This is a genomic window from Prolixibacteraceae bacterium (assembly GCA_019856515.1).
Lineage (GTDB): Bacteria > Bacteroidota > Bacteroidia > Bacteroidales > Prolixibacteraceae > Halosquirtibacter > Halosquirtibacter xylanolyticus.
The window spans coordinates 5114076-5134336 of the sequence record CP082230.1; the positions used below are offsets into that span (position 1 = coordinate 5114076).

Here is a 20261-nt window from a genome sequence, read left to right on the forward strand (position 1 = left end):
TTTAGCCACGGATTTAACGGATCTGGGTTGAATCGCAGGGGATGGGACACAGATGAAACAGATTAGACTGATGAACACAGATCTTTATTGTGGTTTAGATGCAAGGGGAGGGGAACTACGAAGACACAAAGAAAATAGTATTGCCACGGATTGGACGGGTTTTCACGGATCATTTCTCCAGACTACAACATTCCCTGAAAGGGAAACCGAACCTAGCCCAATGGTGGAATGCTGACGAAGTGCTTTAGCTCTGAGTTGGCATGGAGCCTTGGGGATATGTACATTCCCCAACAAGGGCTGAAGGCCTGTCCGAAAAATAGTATTTCCACGGGTTAGACGGATTTTCACGGATCATTTAAATTAACCACGAAGACACGAAGGCACAAAGAAAATAGTATTGCCACGGATTTAATGGATTAGACGGATTTTCACGGATCTTTTAAATTAACCACGAAGACACAAAGACACAAAGACACAAAGAAAATAATATAGCCATAGATTGGACTGATTATACGGATCTTTGTTGGGGTCATGATACCGAGCGGCAGCACCCCGTTCCCAGCGGTTGAATCGCAGGTAATGGCACACAGATGAAACAGATTAGACTGATGAACACAGATCTTTATTGTGGTTTAGGTGCAAGGGGAGTGGAACTACGAAGACACAAAGAAAATAATATAGCCACGGATTGGACGGATTTTCACGGATCTTTGTTGATGTACAGGGGATGGGACACAGATGAAACAGATTAGACTGATGAACACATATTAATTCTTGTTCATACATAAATGTAAAAATGCCATAAGTTCTTTTGTTTTGATAATAAACTATTAATTATTCCCGTTTGATAAGTCGTAGATAAGATTTGTCGATGCTTTTGTTTTTTTATGAAAGGTGTCTTGGTTTAATTTGTTTTTATGTCACAGAAATCAGAACAGCGTGTTATCGTTTGTAATACTTATTCAAAGCCATTTATTGGGGGGATTGAGAGTTCTCTTTTTTATATCTCAAATTCATTAATAGAAGATGGAGAGGATGTGATTATTCTAGCCTCCGATAGAACACCTTCTGGTGTACGTGCAGAAAGTGGTATGGAAGAGGGGGTTTGGGTAGAGCGTTTTGTTCATCCTAATCGTATTTGGTTATTATTCGAACCTTTGATTCTTGTTTTTACATTTTGGCGTTATCTTAAAAAAAAGAAGTGGCACAAAGAGACCCGAGTGATATGCCGTAGTCATCTTATGGTAATGTCTTTTCTACTATACGGAATGAAGAATATTGTTTATGTTGTTCCTAGTATTGTGGAAAGATCAGATACCCATGTTAGTCATGTTTTGACAGGATTAGATCGATTTAAAGATCTTATAATACGTCATATTGTGGTTCGTCAGCATATTTTCATACAAAATAGAGTGTTAAAAAAATCTCCTTTTTTGATGGTATTAAGTCGACTAATGCAAAATGAGGTTGCATCCATTGTTTCAAGAGATGATATTAGTATGTGTCCTCCTGGAGTTGATCACAGTCGTTTTTTTCCTTCCAAGACAGTTCGTCAAGATATTCGAAAGCGGCTTGGAATAGAAAAACGTTTTGTGTATTTATGTGTTGGGAGAGTTGTTTCGATAAAATGTTTTCCAGATATCTTGCATGCCTTAAATTTAATGTCCCCTTGTATTCGAGAAAAAATATCTGTTTTAATTGTAGGAGATGGTTTGGAGTATAATGACCTTAAAAGAATGGTGAGGCAATTTAAATTAGATGGTTGTGTCCATCTACTAGGTGCAAGTCAAAGACCAGAAGATTACTATAAAGCTGCCGATTGTTTCTTAATGACATCTATTTGTGAACCCTTTGGTCAGACTATTACGGAGTCTTTGGCTTCTGGAATACCAGTTATTGCTTATAAAGGGGAGGGAGTTGTTACTGCTTCTGAAGATATATTAGAAGATGGGTATAATGGGTTCTTTTGTACCCGAGATACTATGTCATTGAAAGAGACCATGCTTTCGGTTCAAGATATGTCTAAAGCCGCTTTTCAAGAGGTTAAACAGCATTGTGTGGCTTCAAGTTACTCTTATTCGTGGGCACATTTCGCTAAAGCTTGTTTAGACCTTGTTTCGAAAGGTTGATGATATGAATAATACGGCTTAGGTAAATCAGTTATACTTTACAAAGATCTTTTTATTCAATGTAGCCCCACCTTCTCAGTAGACGAACATTTTTAACTTCTTGACTTTCCAAGCCTCTTTTTATCTTGGTTGGCAGACTACTTACAGGAATATCATTTACTTCCTTGTTTCGATTCGTGAGCGTGGTGATGAAGAGACAACTTCAGCGCTTTGAATATAGCATTATTAAGGTTCAGTTTTATTTAAGCTTTAGTTCATCCTATTGACAATATCTATTTTAGTGTTATTTTTATAGATATGAAGGAATTCTATATTGTTACACTATTACTCCTTATATGGAGTGTAAAAGGATTGCCACAGCCATTATTTCGTCATTATACGATTGAGAATGGTTTGTCACACAATGAGGTGCGTGTGATCAAGAGAGGAAAAGATGGAATGATGTGGTTTGGTTCCCAAAATGGGTTGTCAAGTTTTGATGGGTATCGATTCCGTATATATAAACAGGGGGGTGAAAATACAATATGTGGAGATAAAATATTTTCTTTAACCCCTTCATCTAATGGTAATATTTGGGTTGGGACTACTACTGGCCTTTGTGAGTTGAATCCTGTGACAGGTAAAGCGACAGCTTTTCAAGATACTTTTGCTATTAAGACACATTTAGACAACTCTATTATCACTTCTCTACTTGAAGATCAAAATGGTTATCTGTGGATTGGTACGATAAAAGGAAACTATAGATATTTCAAATCGAATCATACGATTGAAAAAGTTCTGGAGGGTAAGACCATCTATTCATTTAATGAGACCAAGGAGGGATTTTTATGGATATGCCATAATGGAGGGGTGGACTTATTGAACTCCAATGATTATCGACATATAAAACATTTTTCTGCAAATATTCAAAGGGTTTATCAAGATCGTTATGGTCTTCTCTGGGGGATTGGGGGTCATGGGCTCTATCGATTTCATTCTGATAGAGGTGTTTTTGAACATATTAATGAGGTGAGACACCCCTTGAGAAAAGGCTTTAATTCTATTGCAGAGGATAGGAATGGGAATCTCTTTATGGGTAATTATGGTGGTGGTTTGACCATTTATGCCCCTAAAGAGGGGCGTTCTGAATACTTATTCTCTAGACCTTCTCTACAGACTTCAATTAGTAGTAATGACCTCTATGATATTTTTACTGATGAGATGGGAGTTGTGTGGATAGGTACTCAAGAGGGATTGGATTATTATGATTGGTCACGCCAACGGTTTATTAAATGGGAGTACAATCCAGATAATCCTTATGGGTTAGACAACAGTTTTATCCGATCTATATTTCGTGATAAGAAAGGTTGTTTATGGTTGGGGACAAGAGATCGTGGGTTGGAACAAATGGATCTGAATAGCTCTATAACTGCTCCTACTTTTACTCATTTGGGGATTGAAGCAAAAAAGAGGGGATTTTCAGGCCATCATATTGCTGAGATCATGGAAGATTCAAAAGGACGCTTATGGGTAGCAACTCTTGATGGTGGACTAAACCTTCTCAAACCAAACCAATCTAAGTGGAAATCATTCATTCATCAAAGTGGTTCAAAGCAATCTATTCCAAGTAGTGCAACCACTTCGATAATCGAAGATCGAACTGGGCGTATCCTCTTGGGAACTTACCGTGGACTTTCCATCCTTACCCAAGATGATCAAGGAGAGTTTCAATTTACAAATTATGCTTCTGAAGAAGGAAAAAAACATTCGTTATCCGGTAATTCCATCTTTAAAGTCTTTCAAGATCATAATGGTCGCATATGGATTGCAACTAATGGTTCAGGTCTTAATTTGATGCACGAAGAGATGGATGGTCGGATATGGTTCGAACATTTTCGTCATCATCCCGACGATAGAACATCCTTAAGCAATAACGAGGTCTTTGTTATTTTTGAAGATAGTGAAGTTAATTTATGGATTGGTACTTCTGGAGCAGGTTTTAATAAAGTGGTGGAATCTCAAGATGACAACCATATAACACATTATACTTTTAGAAGCTATACTGAAAAAGATGGTTTGCCTGATAATGAGGTGAATGGTATTCTTGAAGATGACGACGGAAACCTGTGGATCTCTACCAATAGTGGTGTCTCTCGCTTTGATCCGAAAACTGAAACATTCTCGAACTATTCTGATTATGACGGGGTGTTAAGTGGTAAGTTTAGAAAAAACAGTGCTTGGAAAGATCCTGATGGCAAGATGTTTTTTGGAGGAACTGCAGGTGTAAATATTTTTGATCCCAAGGATTTTCCAATGCAGCGAACCTTGAATACTCCAAAAATCACCTCTTTAACTATTGATGATTTACACTATCGCCAAGGAGATACTTTAAATCATTGTGTGGTATGGGGGAAAAATAAAAATCAGCAATGGTTTGTAACCCTCCCTAAAACCCATAATCGTTTCAAAATACAGATTTCATCGATGTCTTTTGCCAGTTGTAATCGAAATAAATATGCTTGGAGGATGCCAGAGGTCGATACAACATGGAATTACTATCAGGGAAATGATCCGACCATCAGCTATGCAAATTTATCCGCAGGTAAATACACCTTAGAAATCCGTTGTGTCGATCAAGATCGTTATAGTGATACATTAAAATTGACAGTAACTATTACGAGTCATATCTTTGGTGCATATGTTTGGTTCTGGATGTTAGGCTTACTTTTATTGTTGGCATTTATCTTGAACCTGAAGAAGCAAAAACGAAATACCCCCAAAGATATAGTCATATCTCCAGAGGAGGAAGAGTTAATTGTCCATTTGAAAAAATGTATGACTGATAAAGAGCTTTATTTGGATGTCAAACTAACCCTTTCAGATTTGGCAAAAGAGATTAATGTTACCCCCAATCAGTTATCCCATCTTCTAAACGAAGTGGTCGGACGAGCTTTTTATGATTTTGTGAATGACTATAGGATTGAAGAAGTGAAAAAGCGTCTTGTTGATCCTATCTACCATCATCATACTATTATCTCTATTGCTTGGGATTGTGGATTTAATTCTAAATCGGCTTTTAATCGCATCTTTAAAACCAATACTGGTATGACACCGTCGGCATTTCGTAGAAAATACTCTGTATTGTAACTGTCTGTATTATAGTGTTTATATGGTTCCTTTGCGCAAAAAGACCTCCTTTTGAATACAAAAAAACAGATATGCTTCTATCCCTTTTAGGAATCTTATGTTTGTGTTATACCCAATTCATTATTTAATGGGTGTTTTCTATAGATAGACCAATTAAAACACAAAACTAGATTAAGTATGAGATTCATCGTTTATGCCTTAGGGGTTGTTTTTGCATTTTATGCCAATCCGATAAAAGCACAGAAAGTAGTTGAGGTGCAAAATCTCGATATGTCGAAGATTGAACAACGAATAAGTATCCCGATAAAAAATAAGTCGGTGATAGGAGAACCGATTTCGATTGATGGTAAACCATATGCTAAAGGTATTGGGGTGCTTTCAAATTCAGTGATCACCATCAAACTCAATAGTGCCCAACGTTTCTCCGCCGAAATAGGAGTTGCAGATAATTTGATCCACTATGGTGGAGATAACGAGAAAGGAACGAACCCAATTAAATCTATCCCACTAACTAATGGAAAACGAATTTTCTACAAAGTAGCACACGGACATAAACAGTTTTTAGGAGTAGAAGGGAAAGCAGGAACTGTAGATAGAGGTTCTGTTGTCTTTAGGGTACTACATAATGGAAAGGAGATATACAATAGTGGCTTGATGACACAGGGGGATCCGCTAAAACAGATCGATGTGAAAGCAAAAGGAGGATTATTACAACTTATTGTTGATGATGCAAAAGACGGAAGCAGTGGAGATCATGCAGTATGGGTTAATCCCAAAGTGACCTATCGCTCAAAATCACCAATTATTATTGCATCCGATGTGTTAGCAGATACGTATGAACAGCCCAAAGAGATTGAGCAAAAACTCACAAAGAAAATAGAACAACTCCCTTCTATTTCTGCACCACTGGCAACCCCATCCTATGATTGGTTGTTAGATAATAGTCAGGTCAAAGCACAGGTGTATCGTTCAGAAAATGGTAAAGATATTATTATATCCAACCAATTAATTGCAAGACGGTTTCGATTAATGCCTAATCTTGCAACCATCGATTACACGAACCAAATGACTGGTGAGAGCCTGTTGAGAGCTGTCTCGAATGAAGGTGTTTTAACCATCGATGGCAAAAGCTATAGTCTTGGAGGTTTAAGTGGGCAAGTCGAATATGGCTATACATTAATGAAATGGGTAGATCAAATGACCGCTTTATCTACGGCTTTTCAAGTGACGGACTTTGAAGTGAAACCTCTTTCTGCACGTATGAAATGGAAACAAGTACGGTGGGCAAGCAATAAAAGTATGCCTAGAGGAAAAGAGATCATCTTTACTCTTGTAAAAGATCAAATAGTGGTGAAGATCCATTTTGCACTATACGATGGAATTCCAACCCTGTCGAAGTGGATTGAAGTAATCAATAGAGGCAAATTGCCGATCAGGTTAAATCATTTCAAAGTGGAGCAGTTGGCTATGGTGCCAGGAGAAGATCTTGTGGATATTCCTGAACATTGGATCAAACCGAATATTCATGTTGAGACTGACTATGCCTTTGGTGGAATGAATCAGAAAACATCCAATCATACGGTTTTCTGGGAGAAAGATTTACGCTATACTTCCCAAACAAACTATCCAATGGCTGTGCCTTGTATTCTCGAAGTGAAATCACCGTTAGGGCCTGATACTGATATTCCATCACAAGACACCCTAACCACTTTTAGAGTTTGGGAGATGCCATTAGATACTCGTGAAAGAGAGCGCCAAGGTTTATTTATTCGAAAGATGTATCGTACAATCTCTCCATGGACAACTGAAAACCCAATTTTTCTTCATCTGATATCTACCAACGAAGAAAAGGTAAAAAGGGCCGTGGATCAATGTGCTGCAGTGGGGTATGAGATGATTATTTTGAGCTTCGGTAGTGGACTAAATATGGAAAATGAGTCGGCGAAGAACTACAAAAAGTTTAAGGCTTTAAGAGAATATGCCAATTCCAAAGGGGTGGAGCTCGGAGGATACTCTCTACTATCCAGCCGTTGGATTAGTGATGAAGTCGATGTGATCAATCCCAAGACAGGGAAAAGAGGGGGAATGATATTTGGATCTTCTCCATGCCTAAGTAGTGAATGGGGATATGACTACTTCCGTAAAATGAAGAAGTTTTATCAAGAAACAGGAATGCAGGTATTTGAGAATGATGGTTCATATCCAGGCAATGTCTGTGCATCAACAACACATAAACACCATCATGGTCTGAATGATTCACAATGGAAACAGTATGCTCAAATACAAAATCTATATCGTTGGATGCGTGCAGAGGGAATTTATATGAATATCCCAGATTTCTATTTCAATGCGGGATCCAACAAAACGGGAATCGGTTACCGTGAGGTCAATTGGTCATTACCACGTGAGCGTCAACTGGTTATTGGACGAATGAATATTTATGATGGCTTATGGGAACGTATTCCTAGTATGTGTTGGACTTTTGTTCCTCTGACACAATATCATGGAGGAGGAGCTGCTGCTACCCTAGAACCTTTAAATGATCACCTTGATGACTATGAAAATCATATGATGCAGAATTACGGTTCTGGTGTGCAAGCTTGCTACAGAGGTCCTAGGTTATATGATACCTCAAAAACAAAAGCACTGGTAAAAGAGGTAATTACATGGTATAAGAAATACCGAGATATCCTTAACAGTGATTTGATACATCTTAAAAGAGCATCAGGTAAAGACTGGGATGGATTCCTTCATGTTAATCCTGATCTTAAAGAAAAAGGGTTGGCTATGTTTTTTAATCCTACGGATAAAGATATCAAGCGCAATATCAAATTACCTCTATATTATACTGGACTCGATCAAAAAGCATCCGTGAGAATAAAAGACGGTAAGAAGAGAGTGTATGAAATTACTAAAGATGGTTCCATCACAATCAAAGTAAATATTGCAGCACACTCTTACCAGTGGATCGTAATAGAGTAACATACTTTAATGGGGGATATCAAGGATCTCAAATTAGATTCTTTTATACATGTAAATAATGTACAGCATAGCGTGGTTTGTAACGGCATATCGTCACAAATCATGCTTTTTTATTTACATGTCTCGAAATTGGATAGAAACTTCGATATGTATCTTACTATAGGCTTAACCTTCAAGAAGTGCTAAATTGTGGTTGACATCATGGGCTAGGGCTTTAGCCTTACTATTGTGTGTCTTCTCTCTCTTTTGGACCTTGTTAACCTATAATTAGATTATCTATAGGTTAATTTATGTTTAAATATATGTATTTGTAAATAAGAGTTTAATTAGTGTCATGTTAAGATCTCATAGCAACTATTGTGTCTCGAGGAGATGTTGTGTGGTGTTGTGGCAAGAATTGAAATCACCTATGATAAAATTGTGATATGCCTAGCTTTAATAAGACCATAAATATCAGCTGTATTCTTTGTTTCTAACTCTAGTAAATCACACTTCGGTTTTAAGTAAAAAGTATTTTTTATAATATAGAAATAACTATTGTATGTTTAGAGTTAAGTTCTTGTGTGTTATGCTTATAAGTGTCCTTTCTTTGGGTGTGCAAGCACAAAAAAAGTTAGAAGGTGTGGTGAGAGATAGGCATGGCAAAGCCATCCCTTATGCCAATGTTTTACTCTGTCAATCTCCCGACTCGACATTGTTAGCCAACACCATCACTGATCTTCAGGGCAACTTTGTGTTTGACGAGACACCACAACAAAATACATTCCTAAAAATTAGCTATATAGGCTATAGCCCTAAGTTTGTACAACTCACCGAAGACCTCAAACATATCACCCTCTCGGATAAAATACATAACTTGAATGAAATCACGATAAAGGGTGCCAAAAAAGCCATCATAGAAGATGCAACTGGTTTTACGGTGAAAGTGAAAGATTATACATCCACACAAGGTAAATCAGCTTTAGAAGTACTAGAGGTTATACCTGGAGTATTGAAGAATGGTACACAGATTAGTGTCATGGGCAAAACGGCTACCATCTATGTCAATGGCCGATCCTTAAATCTGTCGGGTAAGGCGGCCGAGAACTATATCGCCTCTCTCCAAGCAGACAATGTCAAGTCCATAAGAGTGATTACCGACCCTGATGCAAAATATGATGCTAACATTACAGGTGGTATCGTAGATATCGAATTGAAATATGATAAAGGAGAAGGGATCAATAGTGGCATTATATTAGGTGCAGGAATCAAAAAGACAGGAATGGTCTATTCTCCATCCATCTCTTTTAACTATCGTAAGAATAAGATGAACTGGTATGGGAGTTATGGTTTCTATACGGGTAAATTCGAAAAGGATATTGATCAGGTTCAACATTACCAAGAGAACGATAAGAAATATATCAATGAAAACCATGAGTTCAAAAAGACAGATGGGGTATCCAATAATATAACTTTAGGATTGGACTATTTTGCATCTAAAAAGCACACCATAGGGCTGTTAATACAAGCAGGAACTTATAACGGGGAGGATGATAGTGGTATCGAAACCTATATCTACCCTGAAAAGGAGGATAAGCCTAAAGATGTATCGATTCAGTCCGACCTATTTAAAGATAATAGCAATAAGAACATTACTTCAAACCTAAATCATCATTGGAAGATAGACTCTACGGGAGCTTCGCTCAATACAGATATCACACTTTCGTATATTGGTAATGACAATAGCCATCTGATGAAATCTACTCATTTAAATGATGTCTATAGCGGTAATAGTCAGAATATCGATAATCAGAACACAATCCTTACGGCACGTATGGATTATGTGAAATCGTTTCGAAACCAGCTCCGATTGGAAACAGGATGGAAAGCAAATGTGCTAAAAAGATCCATAAAGCAAGGCTATGTTGAGTTTGAGAAAGTAGAGACAACTCCTCAGAATATCGATACGAAATATGATGAAAACATTGTGGCAGGTTATGCCAAATTAGATAAGAAATGGAAAACGAACTCCATAGCAGTGGGTGTGAGAGCTGAACATACTTACTATAAGGGAAATACAGAAGAAGAGTTTTCAGATAACTATTGGGATCTGTTTCCATCCTTTTCTTTTCGACAATCCTTGACCAAAAAGAGCAGTCTCTCTGTCTCTTATTTACATAAAATAGTAAGACCTTCTCTCTCTAAACTCAATCCATATCGTTTTTATAATGGTTATAATATTTATCAGCAAGGGAATCCCAATTTGAAACCTTATTATATCCATTACATCAATTTGAGGTATAGCATTCCATCGGTCGTAACCCTTTCGCTTAGCCACTCAAGATACAATGATCAAATATTCTTAGATCCTCAGCGTAATCCAAAAACCAATGAGATCGTAAATACTTATCAAAACCTTGGAAACTCAAATAAAACTTCGCTCTATCTATATATTCCATTAAGGATAGGTTCTTGGTGGAGATCCAATTTTTCTGCCGTAGCAAACTACGACATCTACGATAATCAATACCAAGGTCGAGATTGGAATAGTGATAATCTATGGGCAAGTGTACAATTATACAACCAATTTAAAATTTCAAAGACTTTTACCTCAGAATGGACCTTTTTCTATTCCACAAAGCGCAACTGGTTTGAAACGGTAATAGACCCAAGAGCAAATCTGAATATTAGATTTATAAAATCTCTATGGAACAAAAAAGGATCTATCTCTGCAACTCTAGTGGATCCTTTCCGATGGAATAGTTATGCTTCTACGCTAAATAGTGGCGATATTCATCTGGACATTTCTGAATCCACCGATAGAACCATGTTACGCCTGACCTTTTCCTATAACCTAGGATCGAATCAAGTCAAAAGCAAAAGGCGAAGATCAACAGGTGCTGAATCTATCGAAGGCAGAGTCAAGTAGTTTAAATATAAAGAAGAGGTATATATCATACACTATATGATCATATATCTCTTCACTATACACTTTTGTCATAAATAGACATCCAATATGACCAAGTTTGTGCCAATGCCTTGGTACGAAAGGGATACGACACCTTTTGGTAACGCCGAACTCCTGCTCGGCATCTTGCCACAACCAAAATCCTTTGTGGTTCCCTTTTTCATGCACCTTCATACACTAACATCGACAAAATGATCGAATCGTACTTTCAGCCTTTATATGATTTTTTATCTCGTTCCCCCTATGGTTTTCACCATTGGGCTATGCTGCGATATTCCCTGAAAGGGAATATCGCAGCATAAACAAAAATCAGTGTTCATCTGTGTGCCATTCCGTATGTATCATCCTCGGTTCTTTAAAATCTGTGGCAATATTTTCTTGCCATTAGCCCTCTATAACACTTGGCTTTCTGAAGGTTGATATCGCTTGGCAAAGCGTTTATTTTTCTTTGTACCTATACCTTGATCATAGGCTCTGTATAGGTATGGTTTAGCCAATGCACTATTTTCTCTTCCCAAAGCGCGCCAATAGAACAAAGCCTTGGTACTTCTTCCTTGTGGTATCAAAGAATACTGATAGCCATAACCTAGATTGATTTTAGCGATCACACTCTGTTGATTTACTGCTTGTTGATAATATATCATTGACTTATTCGGGTCGTGAATAGGGTAAGGACCATAAAAATAGATACGTGCCAATAGCTCAATGGAACGTAAACGATGGTTTGAATTGATGGCTTGCGTGATTTCACTTGGGTGTTTGGTAATCCACTGTGTCCATGTAAGAGCTGTACCATTTAGATCTACTTTCCCTAGTGCTTTTAAGTCCGTAATCACTTGAGCGAGATATGTTGCCGATAAATTTTGAGATAGTTTCAATTGAATTGCAGCCAATTTCATTGCTGCATTCTTTGATTCATATGCTTTGGCTATCCATGTCGCATAAGCTTTTTTATTCGGTAAGATGGTTTTATAGCCAGCATAATACACTGATGCCAATAGGAATGCAGCATCTTTGTCTCCTCCTCTTACAGCACTTTGCAACCACATCATTCCATTACTTAGATTTTCCTTCTGGTCGATACCTGTCAGATACCAATATCCAAGTACTGATTGTGCTTTAAAATTCATGGCATACGCTTGATTCGTAATGAAATCAAGATCTTTCCATTGCTTCTCACTCCACTGGTCCAAGGCTATCACCTTCGATTGGCTCTCTGCTACCTTCTTCCAAAAAGCACTTTTTTCTTGGTCGTAGTTCACCCCCATATCATCATGGTCATAACATGTAGATAGGAAGGCTGCAATACGCTTATTTCCTTGATATGCAATGGTTGTTAAAGCCTCAATATCTTTCTTTACAATCGTAGGATTAGCACGTTTATAGTTATAGGTTTTTAGATGTTTATTGGCCTTCTTATTTCTCAACGAAGCAGCAACAATATAATGGTGTAGCGCACTATCTCTGTTTACTTTCGTTCCCATTCCTTTAATATAATAATCGCCTAATATCTGGTGTGATGTGACATAGCCTAGTTTTGCCCCTTCCTTATTCCAATAGAAAGCTTTCTTAAAATCACCTTTTTTATCGAATTCACGACCAATACGATGGTGGGTCTCTCCAGAAAAATCAACATCTAACTTCGCCCCAAAATTATACAAGCGCACTTTATCCCCTAATGCTCTTTTCTCTTCTGACGTCAGCTTGTAATGTTTACTGGCTTTACCCAAAATAAAATCTCTATAGATCGGATCTCGTTTCACTCCCCATCCCTTGTCATAGCACGTCGATAATTTCTCCGCTGGTGCTTTAGCCCCTTTCATCATGGCTTTTTTATACCATCCACATGCGGTACTATAATTTCGTTTTACTCCTTTGCCATAGTAATAGATGTCGCCCAATCGCGTCAATGCCTCCACATCCCCCAGATCAGCTGCTTTGATATATAGTGTTTTTGCATTCTTGTAATCTTTCACCACTCCAGTACCTTCATAATACAGATCTGCTAATAATTTATTGGCCTCCAAATCGCCTTGATTTGCCGCTTTGTGGTACCATAATATCGATTTACTTCGTTTCCCTCGGTAATAGATTTTTCCCAGTTCTTTTTGTGCCGTCACCTGACCACTCTGTGCAAGAGGAAGAAGGAATGGGATGGCTTTCTTTGGATCTATTTTTTTCTTGAACTTTCCATATAGATAAGCATCGGCTATCATTCGCAAAGCGATCGTATCTTTCTGTTTTGCAGCAGTGGTGAGCATTTGAAAAGCTTTCCCCTCATTCTTCACTACTCCTATACCATAATATGTCAAATGAGCCAACAGCCTTGTGGCAGCAATCTGTTTACTATTGGATGCTTTTTGTAACCAAACGACAGCCTTTTCAATATGGATAATATAATCTGTTCCGAGATAACTTTTTCCTAACAAATATTGGTATTCTACATTACCTTCCACTGCACCCTCATAAATTTGATCAAGGCTAGGAGAGAGGCTACTGAATTTGGTCGCATTAGGATACAAAGTTAGAAATAATTGAGACTTGATATTGCCTTTGCGTGCCTCCGATTGAAGAATTCCATAACCTTCTTTTATCTCCATCTCTTCATAAAGGAGTGTCATCGCTCGATCAAACTTATGCTCCGTGGTATAAGTTTCCTTTGGAGTTGACTTGGTTTCTTTTACTTCATCTACTTTGTTTGAAGATAAATCGTCAATCGTTTTACTGGTTGCTGTCGATATATCATCAAAAATACGATTGGCTTCCTTAGCCACTTTGTTGGCCGTAGTATCCACAACAGGGCCTATATCTTTGATGACCTTATCTGCTTTTGTTGTGATCACTTTCACTGCGTTTTCTACATTGGAGGTCACCTTTCCTACCGCTTGTTGTGCCTTTGAAGGGAAATCATATTTCGTTTCTTCTATTGGCTTTCCTTTCTTTTTTGAAGTGCTGTCTGCCAACGCATAACTGTTTGTGATTAGAGGTAGGTTTGAAGAAAAATCATAAGTCGAGATGGTGTGTTTCGAAGTGGTGAAAGTGTCTGATTTCGTGTTTCCCTGTGATGTCAAAATACAAGATAACACTATTCCTGTCACACATAAAAGAGTCCTAAAAGTAGAAGTCCATATCATAGGTTTCAAATGCTTTTTATGTTAATAGTATAGTTGTTCAAAACAGCCCAGTAAAATAATAATTGGCCATTTTTAGTTTGTCTTTATGATAAGAACGAAATTATAAAAATCAACCATGAGTTAAAAGAAGAAACGAAAAAATATGCTAATATATATTGACTGGGGGATCTCACATTTCAAAATAGTACTTAATTATTATGATCCCTATACTTTAGTTTTGTCAATTCAATGGGAAATTATTGTGCTTTTTCTCCTTTTAATAAGGACTATTTCATGTCATTAATCTCAAATTACATTATTTCATGATTCGATTGGTATTAAATAAGAGATTTTTAAGGGCACCACTTTTGAGCCTATTTGTCTTTTGGCTAAGTAAGTCGGTATGTGTTATTATAAAGTGTTTCAAATGAAGACTGTGTTTATGATCTTTTGTGTGTTTTGTAGATTGTTTACTAAAGCATATTATAAGGAATGAATTTTCATTGACAATATTTTGTCTTGTAATTATATTGTAAATTGTTCTTGTTTTGATCGATGGGATGATGAGAATCATTGTTCTCTTGTGAAATAGCAAGAATGGATAAGTTGGTGCAATTTGACATGTATTATCTTTGACAAAAGAGTAATATAAATGCTAAATTAGATCAAATATAATTGAGACAAAAGGCAGGAAATGAAAAAAGTAACAAACGATAGATATCATGAGTCACTCAATCAGGTAGTAGACTATATTCAACTTCATATAAGTGAAAATATAGACTTAAAGACATTGGCGGAAGTGGCACATATCTCGGAGTATCACTTTCATCGAATTTTTAAGGCATATATTGGAGAGTCGTTGGGAGCCTATCTCCATCGTATACGTTTAGAGAGTGCTGCGAGTAAATTGCGGATTACCGATCAGAGTCTGACTGAGATTGCGGAAAAAGTTGGATATAACAATCAGCAGGCTTTGTCTAAGGCTTTTAAGAAACATTTTGGGATCACACCATCTGCTTTTCGTAATTTAGAATCTTATTTTGACTCTAAAAGGAAGCCCCGAAAGGATAGGCTGGGGTTGCACCCTGAAATCCGTTATGAAGAGGATAAGTTGTTGGCATACATTCGTATCATTTCGAAGTATGGTTCGCATAAGGCTTATGATGAAGCCTGGGAACGTTTGGGTAAATTTGTTTCTGAGCATCGTCTTTTTAATGGACAGACCGAAGCCATTGGTTTGAGTTTTGATGACCCTAATATTACGCAAAATGAGAAGTGTCGATTTTATGCTTGTTACTCTATTGAAGCACCAGTAGAAGGGGATGGCGAGATTGGAACCTTGACTTTAAAAGGTGGTCAATTTGCGGTCTTTACATTGCGTGGGTCCTACTCGCAGTTGGGACAGATGTATGATGATATTTATTATGGATGGTTGCAAGAGAGCGAGGTGCGGTTACGTAATCGTATGTCTTATGAAAAGTATCTAAACGATCCTAGTGAAGTAAACAAAGAAGATATTCTTACTGAGATTTATATACCTATCAAATAATCATATGAAAAATAAGTTTTGTCAAAGTTGCCATATGCCGATGGCAAAAGATCCTCAAGGTGGAGGAACAGAAGTGGGGAATGAGAGAAGTGAAAAATATTGTAGCTATTGTTATCAAGAGGGACAATTTACTTTTGAAGACAGACTAGATGGGTTTGTCGATCATACGGTAGATGCAATGGTCGCAGCTGGTAAATGGCGTTGGTGGTCGAAATTGCTGATGAATAAGAGGAGTTTAATGAAGTTGGAACGATGGAAAGATGCATAGGTTATGGCCGATTTTATACTACTGAGTAAAGAAAATATCGACAAGGAGCATATTTGTTGTGCGATCTCTGATAAGAAATGCAAAGAGAGCTATGAGTTGAAAAAATCATGGTTAAAGAAAGAGTTGGATAATGGATATGTCTTCAGACGTATCGATGCTAGAGCAAAAGTTTTTATAGAGTATGGACCAGCAGAGAAGGCATGGTTGCCAATTGATGCACCTAATTATATCAATATCAACTGTTTTTGGGTTTCAGGAAGGTATAAAGGACATGGGAATGCAAGAAAATTATTGCAATATGCTATTGATGATGCAAAAGCCCAGGGAAAATTAGGGTTGGTGACGGTGGTGGGAACCAAGAAATTTCATTTTATGAGTGATACAAAATGGTTATTACGACAAGGTTTTGAGGTATTCGAGAAACTTTCTTATGGGTTTAGTCTGTTGGTGTTAAAGTTTGATAAAAGTGGGACAAACCCTACTTTTAAGCAGAGTGTGCAAAGTGGAATGTGTCCTTTAGATGATGGAATTACAGTTTATTATACCAATCGTTGTCCTTTCTCAGAATATCATGTCTCCACATCACTAGTGGAAACTACAAAGAGAAGAAAGATACCGCTTCATATAAGAAAACTAGAGACTTTATCAGAGGCACAAGAAGCACCTACACCTGCAACTATCTTTAGCTTGTTTTATAATGGTCAGTTTGTGACCACTGACATAAGCATCTGTATGGATCGTCGGTTTGATATGTTAATGGACAAATTCATTGCTGCAAAGAAAAAATGATATCTCATTCAATTAATTTTCCAGTGAAGCTCTCTTGAATATAAGGTTGCATAGACAAATGATATAAGTAGACTCAAATTTATTGTTTCCATCTGTTTGCTATATCTCTAAATATATCATTATTAAAGACGTATTGAATTAAGAATATCAATTTATGTAGAATTATAGTACAAGTACTATATTTTAGGTTACAGGTAGTTTGATTTTAACCTGTTAGATAAGTCTATTTAGGTGTTACAGATATGAAAAAAGACTGCCTTTAAAAGACAGTCTTTTTGTTGAGCCGAATATCAGATTCGAACTGATGACCCCGAGATTACAAATCACGTGCTCTGGCCAACTGAGCTAATTCGGCATGTGGGCGAGCTAACTACATCGCACTGCTACAACCACCTATCCTTGCTGCCTTCCGACCCTGGGGAGTTTCAGTAGGAGCATGTCGTGTAGCACTCACCCGGGGAACAAAAGTAATACCTCTGATGATATTTACAAATAATTCCATGAAAAAAATAAATGTTTTTCATGGAGATTTATAGAGAGATGATCTTTATTGTTGATAATCAGATTGTTTTTGATTCTGGGCTTAATAGTCATAAATAAACACTTTGTGTTTTATGTTGAGTTTTAAAATATAGTATTCAATATCTTCATTGTTTCCGGTATGGCTATTGAACTGTTGGGAGTTTATGTGTGTACTTATATCTTACTGTTTCTAGAGTGTTAATTTTTATTGTTTGTATAATAATGATATGATTTACAGTCTAGTTTGTTTGTAGATTTAGAGCCTTCGTTGTTTTTGATATTATCGTTATGTTATTTTAATAAAAGACTTGTTTAGATTGTTTTGTGTGTTAATTTTTATTATATTTGTTTTATCCCTCAAATGAGAAACATCTTGATTGCTTTTTCTTTACTTTCCTATATAAATTTTTTGTTTCTTGTTTGAGGGTTTTTTAATAAAACTTTTCTTCTCTCTTTGTTGTTCTTAAGGTAATATTTCTTCATTAAATACCTTGTATTATGACGCACTCATATCTTTCTGAATTTGGAATTGGTAGCACAACGACGATTGTTCATCAACCTACATATGACGAATTGTTTATATTAGAGTGTGATCCTGCATTAGATGAACAAGAACGAGGTGTGGTAACTTCATTGGGTGCGGTTAGTGTGGATACAGGTGTTTTTACTGGTCGAACGCCTAAAGACAAGTATATATTAATGGATCATCATACTGATCATCGTGTTTGGTGGACGAGTCAGTCATACCCAAATGATAATAAGCCAATAAGTCCTGAGATTTGGTCCTGTCTGTTAGATTTAGTAACGACATATTTAGATGGAAAGTATCTTTATGTTGTAGACGTGTTTTGTGGAATGGATCCGCAAAATAGACGAAAAGTTCGTGTTGTCACCGAGATTGCATGGCAGGCACATTTTGCTTTAAATATGTTTGTCCGTCCAAATAAAGAGGAGTTGAGGCAATTTGATGAACCCGATTTTTTGGTGTTGTGTGCAAGTCGGGTAGTGAATAGGGAGTGGAAAAAACAGGGACTTAATTCAGAGAATTTTGTTGCTTTTAATTTTGAGCAGGGGGTGCAGGTAATTGGAGGAACCTGGTATGGTGGAGAGATTAAAAAAGGAGTTTTCTCGATGATGAACTATTTTCTTCCATTAGAGGGGATTCCGACAATGCACTGTGCTGCTAATCAGGGTGAAAAAGATGATGTTGCACTGTTTTTTGGACTGTCTGGCACTGGAAAAACGACATTGTCAACGGATGATCACAGGGAGCTTATTGGTGATGATGAACATGCTTGGTGTGATCGAGGTGTATTTAACTTAGAGGGTGGGTGCTATGCAAAGACTGCTAGATTAAGTTTGGAAAAAGAACCAGAGATCTTTCATGCTATTAGAAGAGATGCTTTATTGGAGAATGTAACGGTATTAGAAGATGGTCAAGTTGATTTTTATGATGTTCATAAGACTGAAAATGGACGTGTATCTTATCCTATATATCATATTGATCATCTTGCGTCTTTACAACAGTCCTTAGGGCATCCAAATAAGATTGTGTTGTTAACGGCAGATGCTTTTGGTGTTTTTCCTCCTATCTCGAAGCTTACTGAAACACAATTTTTATATCATTTTCTGTCTGGTTATACTTCTAAAGTATCTGGAACTGAGCAAGGGGTGCTGAGTCCTATTCCAACCTTTTCTGCTTGCTATGGAGCTGCATTTTTATCATTACCCCCAATGACTTATGCATCGTTACTGTTGGAGAAGATAAGAGTACATAAAACAGAAGTATTTCTGGTTAACAGTGGCTGGGATGGAAATGGAGAGCGTTATTTGTTGTCGGATACACGGCGTATTGTTCAATGGGCTTTGTCTGAAGAGGTGAACAATAGTGAATTTGAATTGTTGCCAATTTTTAACCTTAGAATTCCTCGATATATAGATGGTCTAAATACAGCCATCTTAGATCCTCGAAATTGTTATGAACAGAAACATGATTGGGAGAGTCGAGCATTTCAATTGGGTGAAGATTTTATTGAAAATTTCAACAAATATCAAGATATTACACCATACTCATGGATTATTAATGGAGGGCCAATTATTGACTGATGTTTCCCATGTCTTTATTCAGGTTCATAAACCATTGATTCAATGAGCCTAAAGAATTTATTATTTTCGGGTTTATTTTTAAGTACACTGATTATCAATTCATTAAAATCACTATCGATGATTTCTGCGAGAGTTCTCATCAATTCGAGGATAAAACCCCAAATTCGTTGTACTATTACAAGTTCCATTCCTTGATCTTTTACATGAGCAAAGATTCCACCTAGCGTCTCATATGCCTCGAACCTTTTTGCTAAACTAAAAACGTTAAACTCAATAATAGCTACAGATAGATCTGCTATTTGAGCATCAAAATCACTCGATTGAGATTTTCCTAAACCAAAATAGTTCTTTGATTCCTTAAAAAAGACCTCAATACTCCATCTAATACTATATATCTGATAAGCTTTCTCTATGCTCAGCTTTGTATTTGAAGATACCAATAAATGCCATTTCCCTCGCTTACTGTTCTTGCAAAAGAATAGTTTTACATCTGTACCTTTATATTTCACTGTGACTTCTGCACAATATAGACTAAGTGACTTTACCCATTTTACTCTCTTTCGCTGTTTAAGTAAGAGAGCAAGTTCTTTGGTGCTATATTCTTTGTCTTTGAAAGAATATTTAGCACTAGACATCTTAGCCATTGCAACAAGATGCATACCATTAGAGATCACAGTTTTTAATATTGAATCACAGAAGAACCAACTGTCCATAAGTATGTAGTCTACTG

At 37.0% G+C, this 20261-nt stretch carries 11 protein-coding genes, 1 tRNA gene and 1 other RNA gene; 9 read left to right on the forward strand and 4 right to left on the reverse strand.

Features of this window, described 5'->3' with window-relative positions:
• Window positions 1-590: 590 nt before the first annotated feature.
• The 5 genes from K5X82_18805 to K5X82_18825 all read left to right on the forward strand — a co-directional run bounded on the left by K5X82_18805 (window position 591) and on the right by K5X82_18825 (window position 11145).
• Window positions 591-752 carry a hypothetical protein gene (locus K5X82_18805; protein ID QZT37250.1) on the forward strand — a complete coding sequence of 54 codons (162 nt, stop codon included), beginning with the start codon at window positions 591-593 and terminating at the stop codon, window positions 750-752.
• A gap of 165 nt (window positions 753-917) precedes the next feature.
• Window positions 918-2129, forward strand: coding sequence for a glycosyltransferase family 4 protein (locus K5X82_18810; GenBank protein QZT37251.1), 1212 nt, complete (start codon window positions 918-920; stop codon window positions 2127-2129).
• 297 nt (window positions 2130-2426) lie between these two features.
• Window positions 2427-5255: a helix-turn-helix domain-containing protein gene (locus K5X82_18815; protein QZT37252.1), complete on the forward strand. Its 2829-nt coding sequence runs from the start codon at window positions 2427-2429 to the stop codon at window positions 5253-5255.
• A 177-nt stretch (window positions 5256-5432) separates the two neighbouring features.
• The gene (locus K5X82_18820) at window positions 5433-8237 is read left to right on the forward strand and encodes an NPCBM/NEW2 domain-containing protein (GenBank protein QZT37253.1); all 2805 of its coding nucleotides are present in this window, start codon (window positions 5433-5435) and stop codon (window positions 8235-8237) included.
• Window positions 8238-8778: 541 nt separating this feature from the next.
• Window positions 8779-11145: a TonB-dependent receptor gene (locus K5X82_18825; GenBank protein ID QZT37254.1), complete on the forward strand. Its 2367-nt coding sequence runs from the start codon at window positions 8779-8781 to the stop codon at window positions 11143-11145.
• Between the two features lie 431 nt (window positions 11146-11576).
• Here K5X82_18825 and K5X82_18830 read toward each other — a convergent pair whose 3' ends face one another.
• Window positions 11577-14327, reverse strand: a complete 2751-nt coding sequence (locus tag K5X82_18830; GenBank protein ID QZT37255.1) for a hypothetical protein — start codon at window positions 14325-14327, stop codon at window positions 11577-11579.
• A gap of 664 nt (window positions 14328-14991) precedes the next feature.
• On the opposite strand from K5X82_18830, the gene K5X82_18835 reads away from it, so the two are divergent.
• Genes K5X82_18835 through K5X82_18845 form a run of 3 tightly spaced genes read left to right on the forward strand, consistent with a single transcriptional unit; the run spans window position 14992 to window position 16903 of the window.
• A complete protein-coding gene (locus K5X82_18835; GenBank protein ID QZT37256.1) occupies window positions 14992-15846 on the forward strand; it encodes an AraC family transcriptional regulator in 855 nt (284 codons plus the stop codon).
• 4 nt (window positions 15847-15850) lie between these two features.
• Window positions 15851-16114, forward strand: a complete 264-nt coding sequence (locus K5X82_18840) for a zinc ribbon domain-containing protein (GenBank protein QZT37257.1) — start codon at window positions 15851-15853, stop codon at window positions 16112-16114.
• Window positions 16115-16117: 3 nt separating this feature from the next.
• Window positions 16118-16903, forward strand: coding sequence for a YoaP domain-containing protein (locus tag K5X82_18845; protein QZT37258.1), 786 nt, complete (start codon window positions 16118-16120; stop codon window positions 16901-16903).
• A 281-nt stretch (window positions 16904-17184) separates the two neighbouring features.
• On the opposite strand, the gene K5X82_18850 is transcribed toward K5X82_18845, so the two are convergent.
• Together K5X82_18850 and ffs are read right to left on the reverse strand one after the other, a co-directional pair.
• Window positions 17185-17258: transfer RNA gene (locus K5X82_18850), tRNA-Thr, on the reverse strand.
• A 1-nt stretch (window position 17259) separates the two neighbouring features.
• Window positions 17260-17359, reverse strand: an RNA gene (gene ffs / locus K5X82_18855) — signal recognition particle sRNA small type.
• A gap of 564 nt (window positions 17360-17923) precedes the next feature.
• Between ffs and pckA the strand changes: the two genes are divergently transcribed.
• Complete coding sequence (gene pckA / locus K5X82_18860; GenBank protein QZT37259.1) at window positions 17924-19531, forward strand: phosphoenolpyruvate carboxykinase (ATP); 1608 nt, start codon at window positions 17924-17926, stop codon at window positions 19529-19531.
• A gap of 14 nt (window positions 19532-19545) precedes the next feature.
• Here pckA and K5X82_18865 read toward each other — a convergent pair whose 3' ends face one another.
• Window positions 19546-20244: a transposase gene (locus tag K5X82_18865; GenBank protein QZT37260.1), complete on the reverse strand. Its 699-nt coding sequence runs from the start codon at window positions 20242-20244 to the stop codon at window positions 19546-19548.
• Window positions 20245-20261: the final 17 nt, after the last annotated feature.